At 65.4% G+C, this 23,550-nt stretch carries 23 protein-coding genes; 1 reads left to right on the top strand and 22 read right to left on the bottom strand.

Annotated features, from left to right (window positions below; genetic code table 11):
• Positions 1–14: 14 nt before the first annotated feature.
• Positions 15–1,760 carry an arginine--tRNA ligase gene (gene argS, locus EOW65_RS00505; protein ID WP_128147068.1) on the bottom strand — a complete coding sequence of 582 codons (1,746 nt, stop codon included), beginning with the start codon at positions 1,758–1,760 and terminating at the stop codon, positions 15–17.
• Positions 1,761–1,988: 228 nt separating this feature from the next.
• Here argS and EOW65_RS00500 point away from each other — a divergent pair, with 228 nt between their 5' ends.
• Positions 1,989–3,536: a DEAD/DEAH box helicase gene (locus tag EOW65_RS00500; protein WP_128147067.1), complete on the top strand. Its 1,548-nt coding sequence runs from the start codon at positions 1,989–1,991 to the stop codon at positions 3,534–3,536.
• Positions 3,537–3,683: 147 nt separating this feature from the next.
• On the opposite strand, the gene EOW65_RS00495 is transcribed toward EOW65_RS00500, so the two are convergent.
• The 21 genes from EOW65_RS00495 to EOW65_RS00395 all read right to left on the bottom strand — a co-directional run bounded on the left by EOW65_RS00495 (position 3,684) and on the right by EOW65_RS00395 (position 23,549).
• Complete coding sequence (locus tag EOW65_RS00495) at positions 3,684–4,478, bottom strand: PhzF family phenazine biosynthesis protein (protein ID WP_206363996.1); 795 nt, start codon at positions 4,476–4,478, stop codon at positions 3,684–3,686.
• Between the two features lie 201 nt (positions 4,479–4,679).
• Positions 4,680–6,305 (bottom strand): ribonuclease J, encoded by a 1,626-nt coding sequence (locus tag EOW65_RS00490; protein ID WP_128147240.1) that lies wholly within the window; start codon positions 6,303–6,305, stop codon positions 4,680–4,682.
• A 47-nt stretch (positions 6,306–6,352) separates the two neighbouring features.
• Positions 6,353–7,129, bottom strand: a complete 777-nt coding sequence (locus EOW65_RS00485; RefSeq protein ID WP_128147065.1) for a type III pantothenate kinase — start codon at positions 7,127–7,129, stop codon at positions 6,353–6,355.
• Between the two features lie 11 nt (positions 7,130–7,140).
• Complete coding sequence (locus tag EOW65_RS00480) at positions 7,141–7,902, bottom strand: biotin--[acetyl-CoA-carboxylase] ligase (RefSeq protein WP_394342717.1); 762 nt, start codon at positions 7,900–7,902, stop codon at positions 7,141–7,143.
• Positions 7,892–9,331 (bottom strand): NADH-quinone oxidoreductase subunit NuoN, encoded by a 1,440-nt coding sequence (gene nuoN, locus EOW65_RS00475; RefSeq protein WP_128147064.1) that lies wholly within the window; start codon positions 9,329–9,331, stop codon positions 7,892–7,894. Before nuoN ends, EOW65_RS00480 begins: the two co-directional genes overlap by 11 nt.
• Positions 9,332–9,344: 13 nt before the next feature.
• Positions 9,345–10,880, bottom strand: a complete 1,536-nt coding sequence (locus EOW65_RS00470; RefSeq protein ID WP_128147063.1) for an NADH-quinone oxidoreductase subunit M — start codon at positions 10,878–10,880, stop codon at positions 9,345–9,347.
• Positions 10,880–12,988, bottom strand: coding sequence for an NADH-quinone oxidoreductase subunit L (nuoL, locus tag EOW65_RS00465; protein WP_128147062.1), 2,109 nt, complete (start codon positions 12,986–12,988; stop codon positions 10,880–10,882). Before nuoL ends, EOW65_RS00470 begins: the two co-directional genes overlap by 1 nt.
• Before the next feature lie 6 nt (positions 12,989–12,994).
• Complete coding sequence (gene nuoK, locus EOW65_RS00460) at positions 12,995–13,300, bottom strand: NADH-quinone oxidoreductase subunit NuoK (protein ID WP_121531345.1); 306 nt, start codon at positions 13,298–13,300, stop codon at positions 12,995–12,997.
• A 63-nt stretch (positions 13,301–13,363) separates the two neighbouring features.
• Positions 13,364–13,966 carry an NADH-quinone oxidoreductase subunit J gene (locus EOW65_RS00455; protein WP_128147061.1) on the bottom strand — a complete coding sequence of 201 codons (603 nt, stop codon included), beginning with the start codon at positions 13,964–13,966 and terminating at the stop codon, positions 13,364–13,366.
• Complete coding sequence (locus EOW65_RS00450; RefSeq protein ID WP_113901018.1) at positions 13,963–14,373, bottom strand: carboxymuconolactone decarboxylase family protein; 411 nt, start codon at positions 14,371–14,373, stop codon at positions 13,963–13,965. Before EOW65_RS00450 ends, EOW65_RS00455 begins: the two co-directional genes overlap by 4 nt.
• Entirely contained in the window at positions 14,370–14,861 is a 492-nt protein-coding gene (nuoI, locus tag EOW65_RS00445; RefSeq protein ID WP_128147060.1) for an NADH-quinone oxidoreductase subunit NuoI, read from the bottom strand. The genes EOW65_RS00450 and nuoI overlap by 4 nt, the downstream gene beginning before the upstream one ends.
• Before the next feature lie 3 nt (positions 14,862–14,864).
• Positions 14,865–15,902, bottom strand: a complete 1,038-nt coding sequence (gene nuoH / locus EOW65_RS00440) for an NADH-quinone oxidoreductase subunit NuoH (RefSeq protein WP_113901020.1) — start codon at positions 15,900–15,902, stop codon at positions 14,865–14,867.
• Between the two features lie 25 nt (positions 15,903–15,927).
• A complete protein-coding gene (locus EOW65_RS00435; RefSeq protein WP_121531351.1) occupies positions 15,928–16,326 on the bottom strand; it encodes a hypothetical protein in 399 nt (132 codons plus the stop codon).
• 5 nt (positions 16,327–16,331) lie between these two features.
• Positions 16,332–18,356: an NADH-quinone oxidoreductase subunit NuoG gene (nuoG, locus tag EOW65_RS00430; protein ID WP_128147059.1), complete on the bottom strand. Its 2,025-nt coding sequence runs from the start codon at positions 18,354–18,356 to the stop codon at positions 16,332–16,334.
• 62 nt (positions 18,357–18,418) lie between these two features.
• On the bottom strand, positions 18,419–18,721 hold the full coding sequence (locus EOW65_RS00425; protein ID WP_128147058.1) for a hypothetical protein: 303 nt from the start codon (positions 18,719–18,721) through the stop codon (positions 18,419–18,421).
• An 8-nt stretch (positions 18,722–18,729) separates the two neighbouring features.
• On the bottom strand, positions 18,730–19,089 hold the full coding sequence (locus tag EOW65_RS00420) for a hypothetical protein (RefSeq protein ID WP_164879944.1): 360 nt from the start codon (positions 19,087–19,089) through the stop codon (positions 18,730–18,732).
• Between the two features lie 20 nt (positions 19,090–19,109).
• Positions 19,110–20,405 carry an NADH-quinone oxidoreductase subunit NuoF gene (nuoF, locus tag EOW65_RS00415; protein ID WP_128147056.1) on the bottom strand — a complete coding sequence of 432 codons (1,296 nt, stop codon included), beginning with the start codon at positions 20,403–20,405 and terminating at the stop codon, positions 19,110–19,112.
• Between the two features lie 90 nt (positions 20,406–20,495).
• Positions 20,496–20,792, bottom strand: a complete 297-nt coding sequence (locus EOW65_RS00410; protein WP_113901026.1) for a hypothetical protein — start codon at positions 20,790–20,792, stop codon at positions 20,496–20,498.
• A 52-nt stretch (positions 20,793–20,844) separates the two neighbouring features.
• A complete protein-coding gene (gene nuoE / locus EOW65_RS00405; protein ID WP_128147055.1) occupies positions 20,845–21,651 on the bottom strand; it encodes an NADH-quinone oxidoreductase subunit NuoE in 807 nt (268 codons plus the stop codon).
• Complete coding sequence (locus EOW65_RS00400; RefSeq protein WP_128147054.1) at positions 21,651–22,892, bottom strand: NADH-quinone oxidoreductase subunit D; 1,242 nt, start codon at positions 22,890–22,892, stop codon at positions 21,651–21,653. Before EOW65_RS00400 ends, nuoE begins: the two co-directional genes overlap by 1 nt.
• Positions 22,893–22,946: 54 nt before the next feature.
• A complete protein-coding gene (locus tag EOW65_RS00395; protein ID WP_128147053.1) occupies positions 22,947–23,549 on the bottom strand; it encodes an NADH-quinone oxidoreductase subunit C in 603 nt (200 codons plus the stop codon).
• Position 23,550: the final 1 nt, after the last annotated feature.

Here is a 23,550-nt window from a genome sequence, read left to right as displayed (position 1 = left end):
CGGCGCGGCGCGCTTCAGCGCATCTCTTCCGCCGGGGTCACGCCCAGAATACCAAGACCGGCCGAAATGACAACGGCACAGGCCCGGGCAAGGGCGATTTTCGCCGATGTGGCGGCCGCATCGCCCTCCTGCACGAAGCGCAGCGCGGGCTCGTCATTGCCGCGATTCCACAGCGCATGCAGGTCCGAGGCGATCTCGTAGAGATAGAAGGCCACCCGGTGCGGCTCGTTCGCGCGCGCCGCGATTTCGACCAGACGCGGCCATTCGGCAATCTTCTTCGCCAGCGCCAGCTCCGCCTCGTGGGTGTTGCCCGACAGATCCGCCGCGGCCAGCGCCGCATCCGAGACGTCAAAGCCCAGCTCGCGCGCCTTGCGCAGCACCGAGGAGACCCGGGCATGGGCATATTGCACGTAGAAGACCGGGTTATCCTTCGACTGCTCGAGCACCTTGTCGAAGTCGAAATCGAGCGCTGCGTCGTTCTTGCGGGTCAGCATGTGGAAGCGGGTGACGTCGGCCCCCGCCTGCTCGACCACGTCGCGCAGGGTGACAAAGGTGCCCGCGCGCTTCGACATCTTGAAGGGCTCGCCGTTCTTGTAGAGCTTCACCAGCTGGATCAGCTTGATGTCGAGCGAGACCTTGTTCTCGCTCAGCGCCGCGACCGCGGCCTTCATCCGCTTCACATAGCCGCCGTGATCGGCGCCGAAGACGTCGATCAGCTGCTCGAAGCCACGTTCGATCTTCGACCAGTGATAGGCGATGTCGGGGGCGAAATAGGTCCAGCTGCCATCCGACTTCTTCACCGGCCGGTCGACGTCGTCGCCATAGGCGGTCGAGCGGAACAGGGTCTGCTCGCGCTCTTCCCAATCCTCGGGCAGCTTGCCCTTCGGCGGTTCCAGCACGCCCTCATAGATCAGCCCGAGATCCTCGAGCCGCTTCAGCGCGGCCTCGATCTTGCCGGTGCCGTAAAGCGCCTTTTCCGAGGAATAGACGTCCATTTTCACGTTCAGCAGCGCCAGATCCTCGCGGATCATCGCCATCATCTCGGCGGTGGCGAATTCGCGCACATCGGCGAGCCAGACCTCCTCGGGCTTGTTCAGCAGGCTGTCGCCATACTTGGCCTTCAGCGCCTCGCCGACCGGGATCAGGTAATCGCCCGGATAAAGCCCCTCGCGGATCTCGGGCTCGAGCCCGTTCGCCTCGCGATAGCGCTCGAAGGCCGAGCGGGCGAGCACGTTCACCTGCGCGCCACCATCGTTGATGTAGTATTCGCGCGTCACGTCATAGCCCGCAAAGCCCAGCAGCGCCGCCAGCGCGTCGCCGAAAACGGCGCCGCGGGTATGGCCCACATGCATCGGCCCGGTCGGGTTCGCGGAGACGAATTCGACGTTGACCTTGATCCCCTGCCCAAGCTCAGACCGGCCGTAATCGGTGCCCTCGGCGAGCACCGCCCGGGTGACATCTGCCCAGATCGCCGGTGCGAGACGCAGGTTCAGAAAGCCCGGCCCGGCGACCTCGGCTGCGGTCACGCGCGGATCGGCGGCAAGTTTCGCGGCGAGCGCATCGGCGATCTCGCGCGGCTTCTTGCCTGCGGCCTTCGCCAGCACCATCGCGGCATTCGTCGCCATGTCGCCATGTGCGGCATCTCGCGGCGGCTCCACCGTCACGGCGGCGAAATCGAGCCCCTGGGGCAGCGTGCCCTCGGCGGTCATCTGGTCCAGCGCGGCGATCACGCCCGCGCGCATCTCGGCAAACAGGTTCATTTTCAGGTTTCCTCTGTTGCTTCTTCCCCTGCCAGAGCCCGCGCGCGCCGTCAACCGCCGCCCCCGCAGGCCCGTCCCGCAGAAAACGCATTTTTCGTGCAGTTTGTTGACGTTTCCCGCGCTTTGCAGTAGGGGATTTTCCAGCCGCACCCCGGCGGCTCTCGCCCGGGACGCCCGGAGATTTGCGTCCCCCCCACCGCGTGAAGCGATCACGCCGCAAGGACGCAAATGACGAAGTTTTCTGAACTGAACCTCGATCCCAATGTGCTGAAGGCCGTCGCAGAGGCAGGCTATGAGGCACCGACGCCGATTCAGGAGGGGGCGATCCCTCCCGCGCTCGAGGGCAAGGACGTGCTGGGCATCGCCCAGACCGGCACCGGTAAGACCGCCTCCTTCACCCTGCCGATGCTGACCCGCCTCGCCACCGGCCGCGCCCGCGCCCGGATGCCGCGCTCGCTGGTGCTGGCTCCGACGCGCGAACTTGCGGCACAGGTCGCCGAGAACTTCGACCTCTATGCGAAACATACCAAGCTGACCAAGGCACTCCTGATCGGCGGCGTGTCCTTTGGCGAGCAGGACAAGCTGATCGACCGCGGCGTCGATGTGCTGATCGCGACGCCGGGCCGGCTGCTTGACCATTTCGAGCGCGGCAAGCTGCTGCTGACCGGCGTGCAGATCATGGTGGTGGACGAGGCCGACCGGATGCTCGACATGGGCTTCATCCCGGATATCGAGCGGATCTTCCAGCTCACCCCCTTCACCCGGCAGACGCTGTTCTTCTCGGCCACCATGGCGCCCGAGATCGAGCGCATCACCAACACCTTTCTGCACGCCCCGGTGCGCGTCGAGGTGGCCCGCCAGGCGACGACCTCCGAGACGATCACGCAAAAGCTGGTCGAGATCGTGCCGCCGCGCAAGGACCAGACCGCCAAGGCCAAGCGCGAGCTCTTGCGCGCGCTGATCGAGGCCGAGGGCGAGGCCTGCACCAACGCGATCATCTTCTGCAACCGCAAGTCGGATGTGGACATCGTCGCGAAATCGCTGAAGTCGCACGGTTTCGACGCCGCGCCGATCCATGGCGATCTTGAGCAAAGCGTCCGCATGCGCACCCTCGACGCCTTCCGCGATGGCAAGCTGCAGCTGCTCGTCGCCTCGGACGTCGCCGCGCGCGGGCTCGACATTCCCGCGGTCAGCCATGTCTTCAACTATGACCTGCCGAGCCATGCCGAGGATTACGTCCACCGCATCGGCCGCACCGGCCGCGCCGGTCGTCTGGGCACCGCCTATTCGATCGCGACGCCGTCGGACGAGAAATACCTCGGTGCCATCGAGCATCTGGTGAAGATCACCATCCCGCGCGCCGAGGCGCCCGAAGGCTTCACGCTGAGCGACGCGGCGCATCGCGAGCCGAAGGTCTACGAGGAAAAGGACGGCCGGTCCTCTTCGCGCGGCGGCTCGCGGTCGCGCACCCGCTCGCGCTCGCGCGATCGCGACCGTGACGAGGCCCGCCCCGCCCCCGCCGCCGAGCCGGTGGTCGAGGCCGTCGTCGAGGCCCCGGTGGCCGAGGCGCCGAAGCGCGAGGAACGCCGCGACGAGCGTCGGGAAGAGCGTCGTGACGACCGCCGCGAACGGGATCGTTCGCGCCCGCGCGATCGCGACACCGGGCCCGTCGTCGTCGGCATGGGCGATCACGTCCCCGACTTCCTGCTGCGCCCCTTCCGCCCCTCGAAACCGGCGACGGTGACCGAGGAGGTCGAGGAAACCTCGGAAGGCTGATCCCTTCCGCAGCATCGGAAACGCAAAACCCCGGGCCATTGCCCGGGGTTTTTCATGAAGGACTGCCCGTTTGTCCCGGGTGCCTTGACCGACAGAACTGTCGCCTGTTGGCGAGGGGCAGCTCAGCAGACGAAGCTGCCGGTCGGATCAGGCCGCCTCCGGGATGAGAATAGTAGCTTCCATGAACGTGACGGCGTTGCCTGACAAAAACACTCTCTTCTCGGTCAACTCGCAGTCCAGCCAGCCACCACGCGCCGAAGCCTGAAAACCCCTCAGCCTGACCCGACCCAGCTTTGCAGCCCAATAGGGCACAAGCGTTGCATGGATGGACCCGGTGACCGGATCTTCAGGAATACCCGCGCCGGGTGCGAAATAACGCGAGACAAAATCTGCCGGAGCATCATCAGCTTCCACCCCTGTTACGACCACGCCAACAGAGCCAAGCTTAGAAATTGCGTTCAGATCAGGCACGAAGTTCCGGACAGCTTCGGCACTGCCAAGGTCAACGAAGATGTTCTCGAAGTTCCGGAAGATGCCAGCATGGGGCACTGAAAAAATATCCGCGATTTCAAGTGGCAGGCTCTCAATGGCTTCGGGGTCCAGGCGGGGAACATCGAGGCGGTAACCCCGCGCCACTTTCGATACCCTAAGTTCGCCGACACGGGTATGAAATACAAGATCGGAATCGGCACCTTGCTGCGTGAACAGGATATGCGCCGTTGCCAAAGTGGCATGGCCGCAGAAATCAACCTCATGTGCAGGTGCGAACCAGCGCAGATCCCATGCGCCATCCTGACGAGGTTTGACAAAGGCGGTCTCGGCAAGATTGTTCTCCTGCGTGATGGCCAGCATCAGATCATCAGGAAACCAGTCTTCAAGTACCAGAACGGCGGCGGGATTGCCCGAGAAAAGCTGATCGGTAAAGGCATCGACCTGAAACATGCGCATGGGCAAACCTGAAGTTTGGGAGCGGACTTTCGAAGTATATACGAAGTCGCTGACCGGGGGCTATCGGGCTCGAAACCGTCACTCGGGTGGGGCACATCGAGCGGACAATGCGCTCCGAGCCATGGTCCCTCCGCTCGCCCTGAAGCGGCCGGAAGGACCGATTTCATAGTCCAAGACGGGGCGACTCCCCCCGCCTCACTCCGCCATCAGCCGCGAGACGACCACCGTCACCTCGGGCTTCTTGCCGATCTCTTCCATCGTCACCTGACGCACGATGCGGCGCAGCGCCTCGTCCATCTTGTCGTCGCTCGCCACCACCTTGGCCGAGGCGCGCTCGAGGAACTCGGCCAGCTCGTCCTCCAGCCGCTCGACCAGATCGGCGCCGTTGCGGCCGGTTTCCGACAGGCCCATCAGCTCGACCCAGGCATCGCCGAGCGGCGCGTCGTCTTCGTCGACGATCACGGTGATCAGCACATGGCCGTTCAGCGCCATCCGGATGCGGTCGCGGATCACCCCGTCCATCGCGCCGATCAGCACAGACCCGTCCAGATAGATCCGCCCGGTCTCGATATACTCGACCACCTTCGGCGCCGGGCCGGTCAGGTCGATCATCATGCCGTTCGTCGCCACTTCCGAGGCGATCCCCTTCGCCGTGCCGAGCTTCGCATGTTCGCGCAGGTGACGGTGCTCGCCGTGCATCGGGATCAGGATCTGCGGCCGCAGCAGGTCATGCACCGCCTCGAGATCGGGGCGGTTCGCATGGCCCGAGACGTGATAGCGACCGTCGTGATCCTCGATCACGTCGACGCCCATCTCGGAGAAGGCGTTGATGATGCGGATCACGCCGCGCTCGTTGCCCGGGATCACGCGCGACGAGAACAGGAAGCTGTCGCCCGATTTCATCTCGAGCCCCAGATACTTGCCGCGGCTGAGCTGTGCCGTCGCCGCGCGCCGCTCGCCCTGGCTGCCGGTGACGATCAGCATCAGGTTGTCGCGCCCGACCTCGACCGCATCCTCGGCCGAGATCGTGCCGGGCATGCCGATCAGCACGCCGGTCTCCTCGGCGGCGCTGACCATCCGCTTCATCGCGCGGCCGAGCAGGCAGACCGAGCGCCCCGCGGCCTTGCCGGCCTCGGCGAGCGTCTTCAGACGCGCCACGTTCGAGGCGAAGGTGGTGGCGACGACCATCCCCTTCTGCGCCGCGATCATCTCGCGCAGCGGCTCGACCAGCGTCGCTTCCGACCGCCCCGGCGAGGGCGAGAAGACGTTGGTCGAATCGCAGACCAGCACCTTCACCCCCTGCCCCTCATGCGCGATCTCGTGCCAGACCATCGGGTCGAAGGGTTCGCCGACGACGGGCGAGCCGTCGAGCTTGAAGTCGCCGGTGTGCACGATCCGCCCCGCGGGCGTGTCGATGATCAGCGCCGAGCTTTCCGGGATCGAATGGCTCAGCGGCACGAACTGCACCTTGAAGGGGCCGGCCTCGATCACCTGCGGGCGCGGCTCGACGACCTTCAGCACATCGCTCGGCAGCCCCGCCTCTTCCATCTTCAGCGCGCCGATGCGGGCGGTGAACTTGCGCGCATACATCGTCTTCTTCAGCCGCGGCCACAGATGCGGCAGCGCGCCGATGTGGTCCTCGTGCGCGTGGGTGATGAAGATCGCCTCGATCCGCGCCGCGTTCTGTTCGAGCCAGGCACTGTCGGCCATGATCACGTCGACCCCGGGGGTGCTGTCCATGTCCGGGAAGGTCACGCCGAGGTCGATGACGATCAGCCGCTCCTTCCCCTCGGGCCCGTAGCCGTAGACATAGGTGTTCATGCCGATCTCGCCGGCGCCACCGATGGGAAGATAGATCAGACGGTCACTCACGCGCCAAGCCCCTTGTTGTAATCGTTGATGAGCCGCAGCCCGTGCATGGTAAGGTCATCCTCGACCTTGTCAAAGAGATCGAAGCCCTGATCGAAGAGCGAGGCAAGACCGCCGGTGGCGATCACCCGCATCGGGCGGTCGCGCTCGGCCCGGATCTGCCGCACGATGCCCTCGACAAGGCCGATATAGCCCCAGTAGATGCCCGACTGGATACAGGCAACCGTGTTCGTGCCGATCACCCGCTCGGGGTGGGTGATGTCGACATGCGGCAGCGCCGCGGCCGCCATGTGCAGCGCCTCGAGGCTGAGGTTCACACCGGGCGCGATCACCCCGCCGATATAGGCGCCGTCGTCATCGACCACGTCGAAGGTGGTCGCGGTGCCGAAATCTACGACGACCAGATTGCCGCCGTGCCGGTCATAGCCCGCGACGGTGTTGACCAGCCGGTCGGGCCCGACCGTGGTGCCCGGATCGACACGCGGCGCCACCGGCAGCTCGCAGCCCGGCTTGCCGACGACGAGCGGCCGGCAGTCGTAATAGCGGCTGCACAGGACGCGCAGGTTGAACACCACCCGCGGCACGGTCGAGGAGATGATCGCCTCGGTCACCTTGCCGTCGATGTCGTGCAGCTTCTTCAGCGTGTTGAGCCAGACGAAATACTCGTCGGCGGTGCGGCGGTGATCGGTGGCGATGCGCCAGGTCGAGACGAAGGCCTCGCCATCCCAGATCGAGAACACCGTGTTGGTGTTGCCGCAGTCGATGCAGAGAAGCATCACTCCCCCCTTCAGAAGAAAATCTCGGCGGCGGAAATCGCCATCGGCCCGCCCGCCGTGCGCAGGATCATCGCGCCGGTCTCGTCGATCGTCTCGAAGACGCCCTCATGCGTCTCGGTTCCGGTGCGCGCGACAAGCCGCTCGCCAAGACGCGCGGCGCGGGCAAGCCAGGCGGCGCGGATCGGCGCGAAGCCTTGGGTCGCGAATTGCCGCGCCAGCCGGTCGAAGGCAACAGCCAGAGGGGTCAGGAACTCCTCGGGCGCGATCACCAGGCCCGTTTCGGCCCGCAGGCTCACCGGCGCCATCGCGCCGGCCTCGAGCGTGCCCGGATCGGGGGCCTCGGCGAGGTTCACGCCGATGCCGATGGCAAGCTGGCTGATCCGCCCGCCCTGCCCCAGGCTTTCGAGCAGGATCCCCGCGATCTTGCCGCCATTCAGCAGCACATCGTTCGGCCACTTGATCGACAGCCGCGCATGCGGTCCGGCGACACGCGACAGCGCCTCTTCGAGCGCCAGCGCCGCGACGAAGGAGTAAAGCGCCGCCTGCTGCGGGCTCACCTGCGGATGAAAGACGTAGGTCGCGGCGAAATTGCCCGCAGGCATCCGCCAGGGCCGGCCGCGCCGGCCGCGGCCGCCGGTCTGGTCGAGGGCCAGAATCCACGCAGGCCCCGCAAGATGCGGGGCCAGCCGGGCCGCTTCGGACATGGTGCTGTCCACCCGGCCGAGGACGTGGCGCGCCACGCCCTCAGGCCATTCGGTGCGATCAGTGGACAAGTGCCGCTGCCGCCGCCTGTGCGGCGCCCTCGAGACCGAAGAGGTTCATCGCCCCCGCGACCATCACCAGCGCCGAGGCCATCAGCAGCACCCATTGCACCGCCGGCATCCGGCTGTCGAGCGCCTCGGTCTCGGTGCCGAAGTACATGTAGTAGACGATGCGCAGGTAGTAGAAGGCCGCGATCACCGAGGCGACGACGCCCAGCACCGCAACCCAGGTGTAGCCCGCGAAGAGCGCCGCCTTGATCACCGCGAACTTGGCGAAGAAGCCAAGCATCGGCGGCACACCGGCCAGCGAGAAGAACAGCACCAGAAGCGCCAGCGCCTTCAGCGGCTCGGCCTTCGACAGCATGTTCAGCGCCGAGATGTCGGTCACCGGCTGGCCGTCGCGCTCCATCGCCAGGATGAAGGAGAAGACGCCGATGTTCATCGCGATGTAGATCGACATGTAGATCAGCGTCGCGCTGACACCCGCCTCGGTCCCGGCCAGCACGCCCATCAGCGCAAAGCCCATGTGGGTGATCGAGGAATAGGCCATCAGGCGCTTGATGTTCTTCTGGCCGATCCCGGCGACGGCGCCGAGGAACATCGAGGCCACGGCGACGATCGCGAGCACCTGGCCCCAGTCGCTCGGCACATGGCCGAAGGCGTCATAGACAAGCCGCGCGATCAGCGCCATCGCGGCCATCTTCGGCGCGGTGGCGAAGAAGGCGGTGACCGGCGTCGGCGAGCCTTCGTAGACGTCGGGCGTCCACATGTGGAACGGCACCGCCGAGACCTTGAAGGCGAGCCCCGCGATCATGAACACCATGCCGAACAGCACGCCGAGCGGCAGGTGACCGGCCTCGACCACCGAGATGATCCCGGCGAAATTAGTGGTGCCGGCAAAGCCGTAGGTCAGCGAGGCGCCATAGAGCAGCAGACCCGAGCTGAGCGAGCCCAGCACGAAGTATTTCAGACCGGCTTCCGACGAGCGCTCGGAGTCGCGACGCAGCGCGGCGACGACATAGAGCGACAGCGACATCAGCTCGAGGCCGAGATAGAGCGACATCAGATCGCCCGCCGAGACCATCATCATCATGCCGATGGTGGCGAGGACGACGAGGATCGGGAACTCGAAGCGCAGCAGGCCGCGGCGCACGAGGTAATCGGCGCTCATCGCGAGGATGGCAGCGGCCGAGAACAGGATCGCGACCTTCGAGAAGCGCGCGAAGGGATCGTCGAGGAAGAGCCCGCCGAAGGCGTCACGCGCCCCCGAACCGCCGACCCCGATCCAGAAGCCGATCACCAGCAGCACCGCCACCGTCGCCCAAAGGATCGCGGGGCCCACCTTGTCCTTGCCGGTCCAGACGCCGAAGAGCAGCGCCGCCATCGCGTAGACGGCCAGCAGGAACTCCGGCAGGACCGTGGAGAAATCCGCAGAAGTCATCGTTTTTTCTCCCTCAGTGACCGGCGAGCGCCGCGAGATCGGCGGGCAGGCTGGCGTGATAGTTCTGGATCAGCTGGGCCACCGAAGGCCCGATGATGTCAAGGATCAGGTTCGGGCAGAAGCCGAGGATCAGCGTCGCGGCGATCAGCGGTGCGAAGATCGCCTTCTCGCGGGTGCTCATGTCCTGGATCGTCTTCAGGCTTTCCTTGATCAGCTCGCCGAAGACGACGCGGCGGTAGAGCCACAGCGCGTAGGAGGCCGAGAGGATCACGCCCGTGGCCGCCACCAGCGCCACCCAGGTGTTGACCTGGAAGGTGCCGATCATGGTGAGGAATTCACCGATGAAGCCCGAGGTGCCCGGCAGGCCGATGTTGGCCATGGTGAAGAACATGAAGACCAGCGCATAGCGCGGCATCCGCACCGCAAGCCCGCCATAGGCGTCGATCTCGCGGGTGTGCATCCGGTCATAGATCACGCCGACCGCAAGGAACAGCGCGCCCGAGACGAAGCCGTGGCTCAGCATCTGGAAGATCGCGCCGTCGACGCCCTGCTGGTTCGCCGCGAAGATGCCCATGGTGACATAGCCCATGTGCGCCACCGACGAATAGGCGATCAACTTCTTCATGTCGGATTGTGCCAGCGCGACGAGCGAGGTGTAGACGATGGCGATCGCCGACATCCAGAAGACAAGCGGCGTCAGCAGATCGGCGCCCACCGGGAACATCGGCAGCGAGAAGCGCAGGAAGCCATAGCCGCCCATCTTCAGCATCACCGCAGCCAGGATCACCGAGCCCGCCGTCGGCGCCTGAACGTGCGCGTCGGGCAGCCAGGTGTGCACCGGCCACATCGGCATCTTCACCGCGAAGGAGGCGAAGAAGGCGAGGAACAGCAGCGTCTGCATGCCGCCCACGACATGGAAGCCAAGCACCGAGAAGCTGTCGGTCGGGAACTTGTGGGTCAGCAGCGTGACGATGTCGGTGGTGCCCGCGTCCATGTACATCGCGACCATCGCCACCAGCATCAGCACCGAGCCGAGGAAGGTGTAGAGGAAGAACTTGAAGGTCGCGTAGATCCGGTTCGGCCCGCCCCAGATGCCGATAATCAGGAACATCGGGATCAGCGAGGCTTCGAAGAACAGGTAGAACAGCACCAGATCGAGCGCGGTGAACACGCCGATCATCAGCCCCTCGAGCGCGAGGAAGGCGATCATGTATTCCTTGACCCGCTTCTCGACGTGCCAAGCCGAGGCGATGGTCAGCGGCATCATAAAGGTGGTGAGCAGCACGAACAGGATCGAGATCCCGTCGACGCCCATCTTGTACTTCAGGCCCATGATCCAGTCGCGGTCTTCGACGAACTGGAAGCCGGTGTTGGAGGCGTCAAAGCCGCCAAGCAGGAACAGCGAGATCAGGAAGGTCGCCGAGGTGATCAGCAGCGCCGCCCATTTCGCATTGCGGTCCGCCGCAGGCGTTCCGCCCTTCAGCACCAGTGCGAGGATCGCCGCCGATACCAGGGGAGTGAACGTGATGATGGAAAGAAGGTTTTCCATTAGTGAGACCCCCCGGTCAGGACGACCCAGAACATGAGCACCACGATGCCGATGACCATGGCGAAGGCGTAGTGGAAAAGATAGCCGGACTGCACGCGGCCGGCGAGGCGGGTCAGCGCCGGCACGATGCCGAGCGCGATCCCGTTGATCGCCCCGTCGATGGTGGCGCCGTCACCCTTCTTCCAGAAGAAGGCGCCGAGCCACTTGGCGGGACGGATGAAGAGGAAGTTGTAGAGCTCGTCGAAGTACCACTTGTTCAGCAGGAAGCGGTAGAGCACCGGCTGCGCCTTGGCGAGTTTCGCCGGCAGCGCCGGGTTGACGATGTAGAACAGCCACGACAGCGTCAGACCGATCAGCATCGCGATGAAGGGCGAGACCTTGGCCCAGGTCGGCGCCGCATGGGCGTCTTCCATCACCTTGGTGCTCTCCTCGCTCATGTAGAGCGCACCCTGCGGCGCGTGGCCCTCGGCCACCGCATGACCTTCGGTCGCGGCAACGGCATGGCCCTCGGCCGCCGGCGCCTCGGTCGCAACGCCTTCCGGCATCGCCTCGGTCCCGGCTTCGGCCATCTGCGCCTCGTGCTGCGGCATCCCGAAGAAGGCGAGCATCTTGTCGTGATTGCCGAAGAAGCTGTTGTACCAGACCATGCCGGCGAAGATCGCACCGACCGCCAGCACGCCAAGCGGCACCAGCATCACCATCGGGCTTTCATGCGCGTGCTCGTGGGTGTGGTGATCGCCCTTCTCCTTGCCGAAGAAGGTCATGAAGATCAGACGCCACGAGTAGAACGAGGTGAAGCCCGCGGCGATCACCAGCATCCAGAAGGCATAGCCCGAGCCGGACCCGAAGGCGCTCTCGATGATCGCGTCCTTCGACAGGAAGCCCGCGAAGCCGATCGAGGTCAGCGGCACGCCGACGCCGGTGATGGCGAGGGTGCCGATCACCATGATCCAGTAGGTGAAGGGGATCTTCTTGCGCAGCGCCCCGTAGTTGCGCATGTCCTGCTCGTGGTGCATCGCATGGATCACCGAGCCCGCGCCGAGGAACAGCATCGCCTTGAAGAAGGCGTGCGTCAGCAGGTGGAACATCGCCGCCGAGTAGATGCCGACGCCAGCCGCCACGAACATGTAGCCGAGCTGCGAACAGGTCGAATAGGCGATGACGCGCTTGATGTCGTTCTGAACGAGGCCCACGGTCGCCGCAAAGAAGGCGGTGGTGGCACCGATGTAGACAATGAACATCTTCGCCTGCGGCGCGAATTCGTAAAGCGGCGACATCCGCGACACGAGGAACACGCCCGCGGTCACCATCGTCGCGGCGTGGATCAGCGCCGACACCGGGGTCGGGCCTTCCATCGCGTCCGGCAGCCAGGTGTGCAGGAACAACTGCGCCGATTTGCCCATGGCACCGATGAACAGCAGGAACCCGATCAGGTTCGCCGCGTTCCAGTCGCGCCACAGGAAATGCAGGTTCTCCTGCGCCAGCGTCGGCGCGGCCGCGAAGACCTCGTCGAACTTCAGCGTGCCGGTCAGGTAGAAGATCGCGAACATGCCGAGCAGGAAGCCGAAGTCGCCGACGCGGTTGACCACGAAGGCCTTGATCGCCGCGGCGCCGGCCGAGGGCTTCTTGTAGTAGAAGCCGATCAGCAGGTAGGACGCGAGACCCACGCCTTCCCAGCCGAAGAACATCTGCACCAGGCTGTCCGCCGTCACCAGCGACAGCATGGTGAAGGTGAAGAGCGACAGATAGGCGAAGAAGCGCGCCTTGTAGGCCTCGTCATGGCCCCAGGCCGGGTCATGCGCCATGTAGCCCCAGCTGTAGAGGTGCACCAGCGCCGAGACCGTGGTGACGACGATCAGCATGATCGCGGTCAGCCGGTCGAGCCGGATGCCCCAGCTGACATCGAGCACGCCCGAGCGGATGAAGTCGAACAGGTGGATGTGGCGGGTGACACCGTCGAAGCCGAGGAAGGTGGCCCAGCTCAGCGCGCAGGCGAGGAACAGGAGGCCCGTGGTCAGTGCCATCGCCCCCTTCTCGCCGATCAGCCGCCAGCCGAAGCCGCCGACGACCGCCCCCAGAAGGGGTGCCAGAAGAATGATCGTTTCCATGAGCACTTACCCCTTCATCACGTTGACGTCTTCCACGGCGATCGAGCCGCGGTTGCGGAAGAAGACCACGAGGATCGCGAGGCCGATCGCCGCCTCGGCGGCGGCCACGGTCAGCACGAACATCGTGAAGACCTGCCCCACCAGATCGCCCGAGAAGGACGAGAAGGCGACGAGGTTGATGTTCACCGCAAGCAGCATCAGTTCGATCGACATCAGGATGACGATGACGTTCTTGCGGTTCACGAAGATCCCGAAGATCCCGGTGACGAACAGCGCTGCCGCCACGCCCAGATAATGTTCAAGTCCGATCATCGCTGTCCCTCCGGAGCCCGCGCCCCGTTTTCCCTTGCCCGTTTCGTTCGTCGCAGCAGCTCATCACAGCCCCTGCCCCGGTTTCACATCCACCAGCTCGAGCGACTTCGCCGGATCGCGGTGCATCTGCGCGAGCACGTTCTGCCGCTTGATGTCGGTGCGGTGGCGCAGCGTCAGCAGGATCGCCCCGATCATCGCCACGAGCAGGATCAGACCCGCCGCCTGGAAGAGGTAGATATACTTGTCATAGATCAGCAGCCCGAGCGCCTCGGTGTTCTGCACGCCCTCGGGGGTGGGCGCCGCATGCAGCGCCTGCGCGCCGTCGGCCGACTGCCAGGCGCCGAAGCCCATGCCCAGCATCAGCAGCATGATCACGCCCATCAGCAGGCCGAGCGGCATGTAGCGCACCAGCTCGCCCTTCAGCGCGGCGAAGTCGACGTCGAGCATCATCACCACGAAGAGGAAGAGCACCGCGACCGCGCCGACATAGACGATGATCAGCAGCATCGCGACGAATTCCGCGCCCAGAAGCACGAACAGCCCCGAGGCCGAGAGGAAGGTCAGGATCAGCCAGAGCACCGAATGCACGGGGTTCTTGGACAGGACCACCATCAGGCCCGCGACCACCGCGACCACGGCGAAGAGGTAGAATGCAAACACCGTCATGTGTTTTCCCCCGATTTTTCGTCAAACACCGAACGCGCGATCTCCAGCGCCCGGGTCATGGCGGGAACGCCGCCGAACATGCTCATCTGGAAGATCACCTCGGCGATCTCCCGCTGCGAGGCGCCCGCCTCCATCGCGTGACGGATGGCCAGCCGAAGCTGTGCATCTGCCTGCGCGCCCAGCACGGTGAGCGCCGCGATCGTCACCAGAAGGCGCGTGCGCGCGTCCAGCCCCTCGCGGTTGAAGGTCTTGCCGAACCACATCTCCATCATGTCCTTCGACATGGTGGGGATGAGCTTTTCGAAGGCGACGGGATTGAAACTTTCCAAAGCCGGGTTGAACAGGCGGGCCATCTCGGCCCCCTGCTCCATCATCGCCGAGAACAGTTTCGAGAATTCCTCGGTCATCTGTAGGGCGCATCCAGCTCGATGTTGCGGGCGATCTCGGATTCCCAGCGGGCGCCGTTATCGAGAAGCTTCGCCTTGTCGTAGAACAGCTCCTCGCGGGTCTCGGTGGCGAATTCGAAGTTCGGCCCCTCGACGATCGCATCGACCGGGCAGGCTTCCTGGCAGAAGCCGCAGTAGATGCATTTCGTCATGTCGATGTCGTAGCGCGTGGTGCGGCGCGAGCCGTCCTCGCGCGGTTCGGCATCGATGGTGATCGCCTGGGCGGGGCAGATCGCCTCGCACAGTTTGCAGGCGATGCAGCGCTCTTCCCCGTTCGGATAGCGGCGCAGCGCATGCTCGCCGCGGAAGCGCGGGCTGATCGGCCCCTTCTCGTGCGGGTAGTTGATCGTGGGCTTGGGCGCCACGAAGTACTTCATGCCAAGGCCGAAACCCTTGAAGAAGTCGAACAGCAGGAAGTATTTGGCCGCGCGTGCGTAATCGAAAGCCATGGATCAGCCCCCCATCGTCCAGCGGGCCCAGAAGGCGCCGAGGACCTCATATTTCGCCAGGAATGCCACGATCACCACCCAGGCGAGCGACATCGGCAGGAACACCTTCCAGCCGATCCGCATCAGCTGGTCGTAGCGGTAGCGCGGCACGATCGCCTTCACCATCGCGAAGATGAAGAAGCACAGAAGCATCTTGCCCACCAGCCACAGCACGCCGTCGGGCAGGCCGGGGATCGGGCTGAGCCAGCCGCCGAGGAACAGCAGCGAGACGAGCGCGCACATCAGCACCACCGCCATCAGCTCGCCGATCATGAACAGCAGGAACGGCGTCGAGCTGTATTCGACCTGATAACCGGCAACGAGTTCCGATTCAGCTTCGGGAAGGTCGAAGGGCGGACGGTTGGTCTCGGCCAGCGCCGAGATGAAGAACAGCGCCACCATCGGCAGGTGCGGCAGCCAGTACCAGCCGAAGATGCCATAGCTGGTCTTCTGCGCCTCGACGATCGCGCCGAAGTTCATCGAGCCGGTCGAGATGATCACGCCGATGATGATCAGGCCGAGCGAGACCTCGTAGGAGATCATCTGCGCGGCCGAGCGCAGCGAGCCGAGGAACGGGTATTTCGAGTTCGACGCCCAGCCCCCCATGATCACGCCGTACACTTCAAGCGACGAGACCGCGAAGATGTAGAGGATCGCGACGTTGATGTCCGAGATCACCCAGCCGGTGTTGAACGGGATCACCGCCCAGGCGATCACCGGCAGGATGAAGCTCAGCATCGGGGCGATGAAGTAGACCGCCTTGTCGGCGCCCGCCGGCACGACGATTTCCTTCACGATATACTTCAGGAAGTCGGCGAAGCTCTGCAGCAGGCCGAAGGGGCCCACCACGTTCGGACCGCGACGGATCTGCACCGCCGCCCAGACCTTCCGGTCGGCATACATCAGAAAGGCCAGCGCCACGAGGATGCAGACCGTGACCAGAAGGCACTGCCCGAGGATGAGCAGGAAAGTGCCAAAAGGTGTTGCAAGAAACTCAGCCATTTTGTCCCTCAGACCGCCTTGTCTTTCAAACCGTCGGTATACCTTGATCCGCGCAGTCGCCGACCGTCACCTGAGCGTCGATCGTCTTCAGTCCGCGGGGCAGAGCGGCGGAGATCAGATAGACCGCATCCGCCTGCCAAGTTCCGTTTTCATGGTCGATCTTCGTGCGGATGTGCCGCGCGAAGCCGTAGCCGCGGATCAGCGCATATTGCGCCGCCGCACAGGTGGCATAATCGACCACCGCCGTATCGTCCTTCGCCCCGCGCAGCGCGACGCGAAAATCGACCAGATCGCCTTCGAGGAGACGGGTCTCGACCCCCTCGTAGACGATCTTCGAGGGCGCGGCCCCTTCCGCCGGCGCACAGGCCGCCAGCCCGGCCAGAAGGCCGGGGGCGACGCGCGCAAGGGTGGAAAGCCGCGCCATTCGTGTCACTCCGCCGCAAGCGCCGGACCGGCCGCGCGCGTCTTGGCAAGGGCCGAGCATTCGGCCATCACCACCGAGGCCCGCGCGATCGGGTTGGTGAAGTAGAAGTCATGGATCGCCGGGCGGAAGGTGGCGGCGCCCATGTCGCGCAGCGTGACCGGGGTCCAGCCGTTTTCCGGCACCGCGTCGATCTGGGCGAGATGCGGCACCGCCGCGATCAGCGCCTTGCGCAGACCGGCCAGCGAATTCCACGGCTGCGTGCGGCCCAGCTCGGCCGACAGCGCGCGCAGGATCGCCCAGTTTTCCTTCGCCTCGCCGGGCGCGAAGCCCGCGCGGAAGGCGAGCTGCGGCCGGCCTTCGGTGTTGACGAAGAGGCCGTTTTCCTCGGTGTAGGCGGCGCCCGGCAGGATGATGTCCGCCCGGTTCGCGCCGCGGTCGCCGTGGCTGCCCTGATAGATCACGAAGGGGCCGCCTTCCGAGCGCGGGGTGATTTCCACCTCGTCGGCGCCGAGGTTGTAGATCACCTCCACGCCCTCGACCGCGGCCAGAAGCCCGCCCTCGGTCACCGCGCCCACGTCCATCGCGCCGACGCGACCGGCCGCGGTGTGCAGCATCATGTACTTGCCGCCAAGCTTCTCGGCGAGCGCCATCGCATGTGCGATCACCGCCTCGCCATCGGCTTCCGAGACGGCGCCCTGCCCCACGATCACCAGCGCGCCCTCGACCGGGGTGGCCTCGGCCACCGCCTTCGCCAGCGCCGCGCGGTCGGTGCCGAGCGCGGTGTAGTCATAGGTCAGATCGACCGCCGGCCCGATCAGCGAGACCACGGTGCCATGCGACCAGGCCTTGCGGATGCGCGCGTTCAGCACCGGCGCCTCGTCGCGCGGGTTGGTGCCGATCAGCACGATCTGCTTGGCGCTGTCGATATCCGCGATCGCGGCATTGCCGACATAGGCCGAGCGATTGCCCACCGGCAGGCGCGCGCCGTCGGTGCGGCACTCGACCGAACCGCCAAGGCCCTCGACCAGCTGCTTGAGCGCGAAGGCCGCCTCGACCGGGGCGAGATCGCCCACGAGGCCGAGCACCTTCTTGCCGGTCATCGCCGCGGCGGCAGCGGAAAGCGCCTCGCCCCAGCTTGCCTTGCGCAGCTTGCCGCCCTCGCGGATGTAGGGCGTGTCAAGCCGCTGCCGGCGCAGACCGTCCCAGATGAAGCGGGTCTTGTCCGAGATCCATTCCTCGTTCACCGCGTCGTTGTTGCGCGGCAGGATGCGCATCACTTCGCGGCCCTTGGTGTCGACGCGGATGTTCGAGCCGAGCGCGTCCATCACGTCGATCGATTCCGTCTTCGTCAGCTCCCACGGGCGGGCGGTGAAGGCATAGGGCTTCGAGGTCAGCGCACCGACCGGGCACAGGTCGATGATGTTGCCCTGCATGTTGCTGTCGAGCGTCAGGTTCAGATAGCTGGTGATCTCGCTGTCCTCGCCGCGCCCGGTCTGGCCCATCTGGGTGATGCCGGCCACTTCGGTGGTGAAGCGCACGCAGCGGGTGCAGCTGATGCAGCGGGTCATGCAGGTCTTCACCAGCGGCCCGAGGTTCAGGTCTTCGGAGGCGCGCTTCGCCTCGCGATAGCGGCTGAAGTCCACCCCGTAAGCCATTGCCTGGTCTTGCAGATCGCATTCGCCGCCCTGGTCGCAGATCGGGCAGTCGAGCGGGTGGTTGATGAGCAGGAACTCCATCACCCCTTCACGCGCCTTCTTCACCATCGGCGAGTTGGTCTTGATCACCGAGGGCTCGCCATTCGGGCCCGGGCGCAGATCCTTGACCTGCATCGCGCACGACGCGGTGGGCTTCGGCGGGCCGCCGACGACTTCGACGAGGCACATGCGGCAGTTGCCCGCGATCGAGAGCCGCTCGTGATAGCAGAAGCGCGGCACCTCGATGCCGGCCTGCTCGCAGGCCTGGATGATCGTCAGGTTCGGATCAACCTCGACCTCATGGCCGTCGATGATGATTTTGCGCGTATTCGACATGTGTCTGATCCGTCACTTGGCTCGGGCGCGGAGGCCCGCGCGTTGAATGGTGGTCGGGGCCGTCATGCGCAGCCCCCCGGGAAGATCCAGGCGCCATCCCGGAAATTGTCCTCGGTGCCGGTGACGGCCCCGTTCGCGCCACAGAAGGAATTGGCCGCGCGTTTCGCCTCGGCCCCGTCGGAGTTGGTGAAGGGCGTACCCGCGCGCTTCACGATCAGCTCCCCACCCTGCCCCTTCAGCGCCGTATAGCCGGCAAGCCCCAGCGGCCCCGGTTCCGACGTCTTGGGCGCCGGCGCGACGCACCCCGCGAGCGCTGCCAGCGCCGCGATGCACATCATCCGCTCCATGCCCCGCCCGATCGTCATCGCCGCAGTCACCTCCACACCAGAATGCCCGGGACAATCGATTTGCGCAGACCGCCATCGTCCCAAAGCACATGAGCGTGGTCGTCCTGATTGATCTGCATCGACACCCGCCTGTGGTCGCCCTGAGGCAGAAGCGCGCCCGCGTTGACCTCGAAGGTCCGTCCGTCGGGCTGGCTGCAGCGGAAGGCGACCTTTGCCGTATCACCCTTGATCTTGAACTCGATCTCGCGTCCGGTCCGCATCGTCACCTTGCCCGTGGTGTTGAAGATCTTGCAGGTCGTGCCTTGCGGGAAAAACCCGAAATCCACCGTCAACACATCGGTCACCGCGAAAGCCGGAGTGGCAGTCGCGAGCATCGCAGCGAACATGAGGGCCGGCGCACGCATCATCATTCCGCCGCCATCGCGCCCATGCGGCCGGTCTTGCGGGCCTTGATCCGGTCCTCGATCTCTTCCCGGTAGTGCCGGATCAGGCCCTGGATCGGCCAGGCGGCCGCGTCGCCAAGCGCACAGATGGTGTGGCCCTCGACCTGCTTCGTCACGTTGAAGAGCATGTCGATTTCCTCGATCTCGGCTTCGCCGGTCACCAGACGATCCATCACGCGCATCATCCAGCCGGTGCCTTCGCGGCAGGGCGTGCACTGGCCGCAGCTCTCGTGCTTGAAGAACTTCGCCAGACGCCAGATCGCCTTGATGATGTCGGTCTGCTGATCCATCACGATCATGCAGGCGGTGCCGAAGGACGACTTCAGCTCACGCATCCCGTCGTAATCCATGATCGCGTCTTCGCACAGCGCCGCCGGCAGGACGGGGCACGAGGCGCCGCCCGGGATGACCGCCTTCAGGTTCTTCCAGCCGCCGCGCACGCCACCGCCATGCTTCTCGATCAGTTCCTTCATCGAGATCGACATCGATTCCTCGATGACGCAGGGGGTGTTGACGTGGCCCGACATGGCGAAGAGCTTGACGCCGGTGTTGTTCGGACGCCCGAACGAGGCATACCAGTCCGCGCCGCGGCGCAGGATGGTCGGCACGACGGCGATCGATTCCACGTTGTTCACCGTCGTCGGGCAGCCGTAAAGGCCCGAGCCAGCCGGGAACGGCGGCTTCATCCGCGGCATCCCCTTCTTGCCTTCGAGGCTTTCAAGGAGCGCGGTTTCCTCGCCGCAGATATAGGCGCCGGCGCCGTGGTGCAGGTAGACGTCATAATCGAAGCCCGACTTGCAGGCGTTCTTGCCGATCAGCCCCGCCTCGTAGCATTCGTCGATCGCCTGCTGCAGCGCTTCCTTCTCGCGGATGTATTCGCCGCGGATGTAGATATAGGCGGCGCTCGCGCCCATGGCGAAACCGGCGATCAGCGCCCCTTCGATCAGCGTGTGCGGATCGTGGCGCATGATCTCGCGGTCCTTGCAGGTCGCGGGTTCGGATTCGTCGGCGTTGATGACGAGGAACGAGGGGCGGCCGTCCGACTGCTTCGGCATGAAGGACCATTTCAGCCCGGTCGGGAAGCCCGCACCACCGCGCCCGCGCAGGCCCGAGGCCTTCACCTGCTCGATGATCCAGTCGCGGCCATTGGCCAGGATGTTCGCCGTGCCGTCCCAGTGGCCGCGCATCATCGCGCCTTTCAGGGAGCGGTCGTGCATCCCGTAAAGGTTGGTAAAGATCCGGTCCTGATCTTTCAGCATGTCACTTCCCTCAGTTGCACGGCCACCGGTCACCCGGCCCCCGTTGCGCCCGAACCGGCGCGAAATCCCTTGTCGCCGCGGGCCGAAGCCTCAGCGGTCCTTGCCCGTCGCGGCAGCGGGAGGAGCGATCCCCTCCCCGTCCGCCGTCTTCCTCTCGGCCGCGGCCCGCGCCCGTTCGAGCGCCGCCGGCGGCAGGGCGAAGCGTCGGTCGAGCCCGTCGCAAAAGCCCCAGACGAAGACCGCCCCCGCAAGCAGGAAGGCGATCAGGCCGAGAAAGAGCGCTGCGCCGGGTCCGTGGGCCGGCTGGACGAGAAGACCGGTGACGAGGCCCGTGATCGCGCCCCATGTCCATGCCCTGATCCTGCAGCCCGCCTCGAACCCGCTCATCGTCTCCTTCCGGCCCTTGCGCCGTCTCCCGGGCCCCTGCAGGCCCCGGGTCTCACTCCGTCGCGGCCTTCGCCGCCTTCTCCGCGGCCACCTGCTGCACGGCCGACTTCGGCCGCTCGGTGCCCATCATGCCGATCGGCGCGCGCTGGCCCGACATCTGCCACGGCGCGCGCAGCGCCACTTCGGTGCCGTCGATGCGCTTGATCGTGTCGCCGATCGCGACCGCAAGGCCCACGGTGGCGTTGAACTCTTCGCGCTCGCCCTTGCTGTCCAGCAGCGCGACCTGCTCGCCCGCCCGTTCCGACGAGAACCGGCCGGTCTGCGAGCCGGGGCGCGGGGTCTGGCCGGCGGCCATGGTGTCGATCAGCTTCGCGAGGCTCTCTTCGCTGAGATCCTCGTAATAGTCCTTGCCGATCGCCGCCATCGGCGCGTTCGCGCAGGCGCCGAGGCACTCGACCTCTTCCCAGCTGAACTTGCCGTCCTTCGACAGTTCAAAGGCATGCGGCGCGATCTTTTCCTTGCAGACCCTGATCAGGTCCTCGGCGCCGCAGATCATGCACGAGGTGGTGCCGCAGACCTGGATATGGGCGACCGAGCCCACCGGAGCGAGCTGGAACATGAAGTAGAAGGTCGCAACCTCGAGCGCGCGGATATAGGGCATGCCCAGCATGTCCGCGACATATTCGATCGCCGGTTTCGACAGCCACCCCTCCTGTTCCTGCGCGCGGAACAGCAGCGGAATGATCGCCGAGGCCTGACGGCCCACCGGATACTTGGTGATCTGCGCCTCGGCCCAGGCGAGGTTCGCGGGCGTGAACTCAAACGCAGCGGGCTGCTCGTGATGAAGACGACGGAGCATTAGCGGTCAACCTCCCCGAACACGATATCGAGCGTGCCGATGATGGCCGAAACATCGGCGAGTTGGTGGCCACGGGAGATCTCATCCATCGACTGCAGATGCGAATAGCCCGGGGCGCGGATCTTGGCGCGGTAGGGTTTGTTGGTGCCATCCGACACCAGGAAGACGCCGAATTCGCCCTTCGGCGCCTCGACGGCGGCATAGACCTCGCCGGCCGGCACGTGGAAGCCCTCGGTGTAGAGCTTGAAGTGGTGGATCAGGCTTTCCATGTTGCGCTTCATGTCGCCGCGCTTCGGCGGGGTCATCTTGCCGCGCGCCAGCACGTCGCCCTGGTTCTCGGGCAGGCGCAGCTTGGCGATCGCCTGAAGGATGATCTTGGTCGACTCGCGCATCTCGGCCATGCGGACGAGATAGCGGTCATAGCAGTCGCCGTTCTTGCCGACGCAGACCTTGAAGTCGAACTCGTCATAGCATTCGTAGGGCTGGCTGCGGCGCAGGTCCCAGGCAAAGCCCGAGCCGCGCACCATCACCCCGGTATAGCCCCAGTCCGAGATTTCCTTCTCGGTGATGATCGCGATGTCGACGTTGCGCTGCTTGAAGATCCGGTTCTCGGTCAGCAGCCCGTCGATGTCGTCGAGCTTCTGCGGGAACGCCTTCGCCCACTCCTCGATGTCGTCGATGAGCTTCGGCGGCAGGTCCTGATGGACGCCACCCGGCCGGAAGTAGTTCGAGTGGAGCCGCGCACCGCAGGCCCGCTCGTAGAAGATCATCAGCTTCTCGCGTTCCTCGAAGCCCCACAGCGGCGGGGTCAGCGCGCCGACGTCCATCGCCTGCGTGGTGACGTTCAGCAGGTGGTTCAGGATACGGCCGATTTCCGAGTAGAGAACGCGGATCAGCTGCGCCCGCCGCGGCACCTCGGTGCCGGTCAGCCGCTCGATCGCGAGACACCAGGCATGTTCCTGGTTCATCGGCGCGACGTAGTCGAGACGGTCGAAATAGGGCAGGTTCTGCAGGTAGGTGCGGCTTTCCATCAGCTTCTCGGTGCCGCGATGCAGCAGCCCGATATGCGGGTCCGCGCGCTCGACGATCTCGCCGTCGAGCTCCAGCACCATGCGCAGCACGCCGTGCGCGGCGGGGTGCTGCGGGCCGAAGTTGATGTTGAAGTTGCGGATGCGCTGTTCGCCCGTCAGCACATCGTGCGAGCCGTCATCGTAGGAATTCTGCCGGATGTCGCCGTCCATGGTCCAACCTCTGTCTTGTCCTGTCCGCCGGGCCACGGGAGCCCGACGCGAGGATCAGCCCTGCTTCTCGTCGCCGGGCAGAATGTAATGCGCGCCTTCCCACGGGGAGAGGAAGTCGAATTGCCGATATTCCTGCACAAGCTTCACCGGCTCGTAGACGACGCGCTTCAGCACCTCGTCATAGCGCACCTCGACATAGCCCGTGGTCGGGAAGTCCTTGCGCAGCGGATAGCCGCGGAAGCCGTAGTCGGTGAGGATGCGGCGCAGGTCCGGGTGATCCGAGAACAGGATGCCATACATGTCGAACACTTCGCGCTCGCACCAGTTGGCGTTCGGGAAGGCCTCGACGATCGAGGGGCACATCTCGTCCTCGCGCAGCGCCGCCTTCACGCGGATGCGCTGGTTGCGCCACATCGACAGGAACAGCCAGACCATGTCGAAACGCGCCGGGCGTTCCGGCCAGTCGACGGCGGTCAGCTCGATCAGCGTCGAGAAGCGGCAGCTCGGATCGTCGCGCAGGAATTCCACGAACTCGAGGATCGAGCCGGGCGTGACGGTGACGCACAGTTCGCCAAAGGCGATCTCGGTCTTCAGCACGTCGGCCGAGCGCTTGTGCTCGATGTGGGCGGCCAGTTCCTTCAGGGCTTCGTCGCTCATT

Origin of the sequence: Paenirhodobacter ferrireducens (genome assembly GCF_004022265.1) — a bacterium.
GTDB classification, from domain to species: Bacteria; Pseudomonadota; Alphaproteobacteria; order Rhodobacterales; family Rhodobacteraceae; genus Rhodobacter; species Rhodobacter ferrireducens.
Note: the sequence above shows the minus strand (reverse complement) of the source record. Positions and strands in the feature narration are given on the sequence as shown.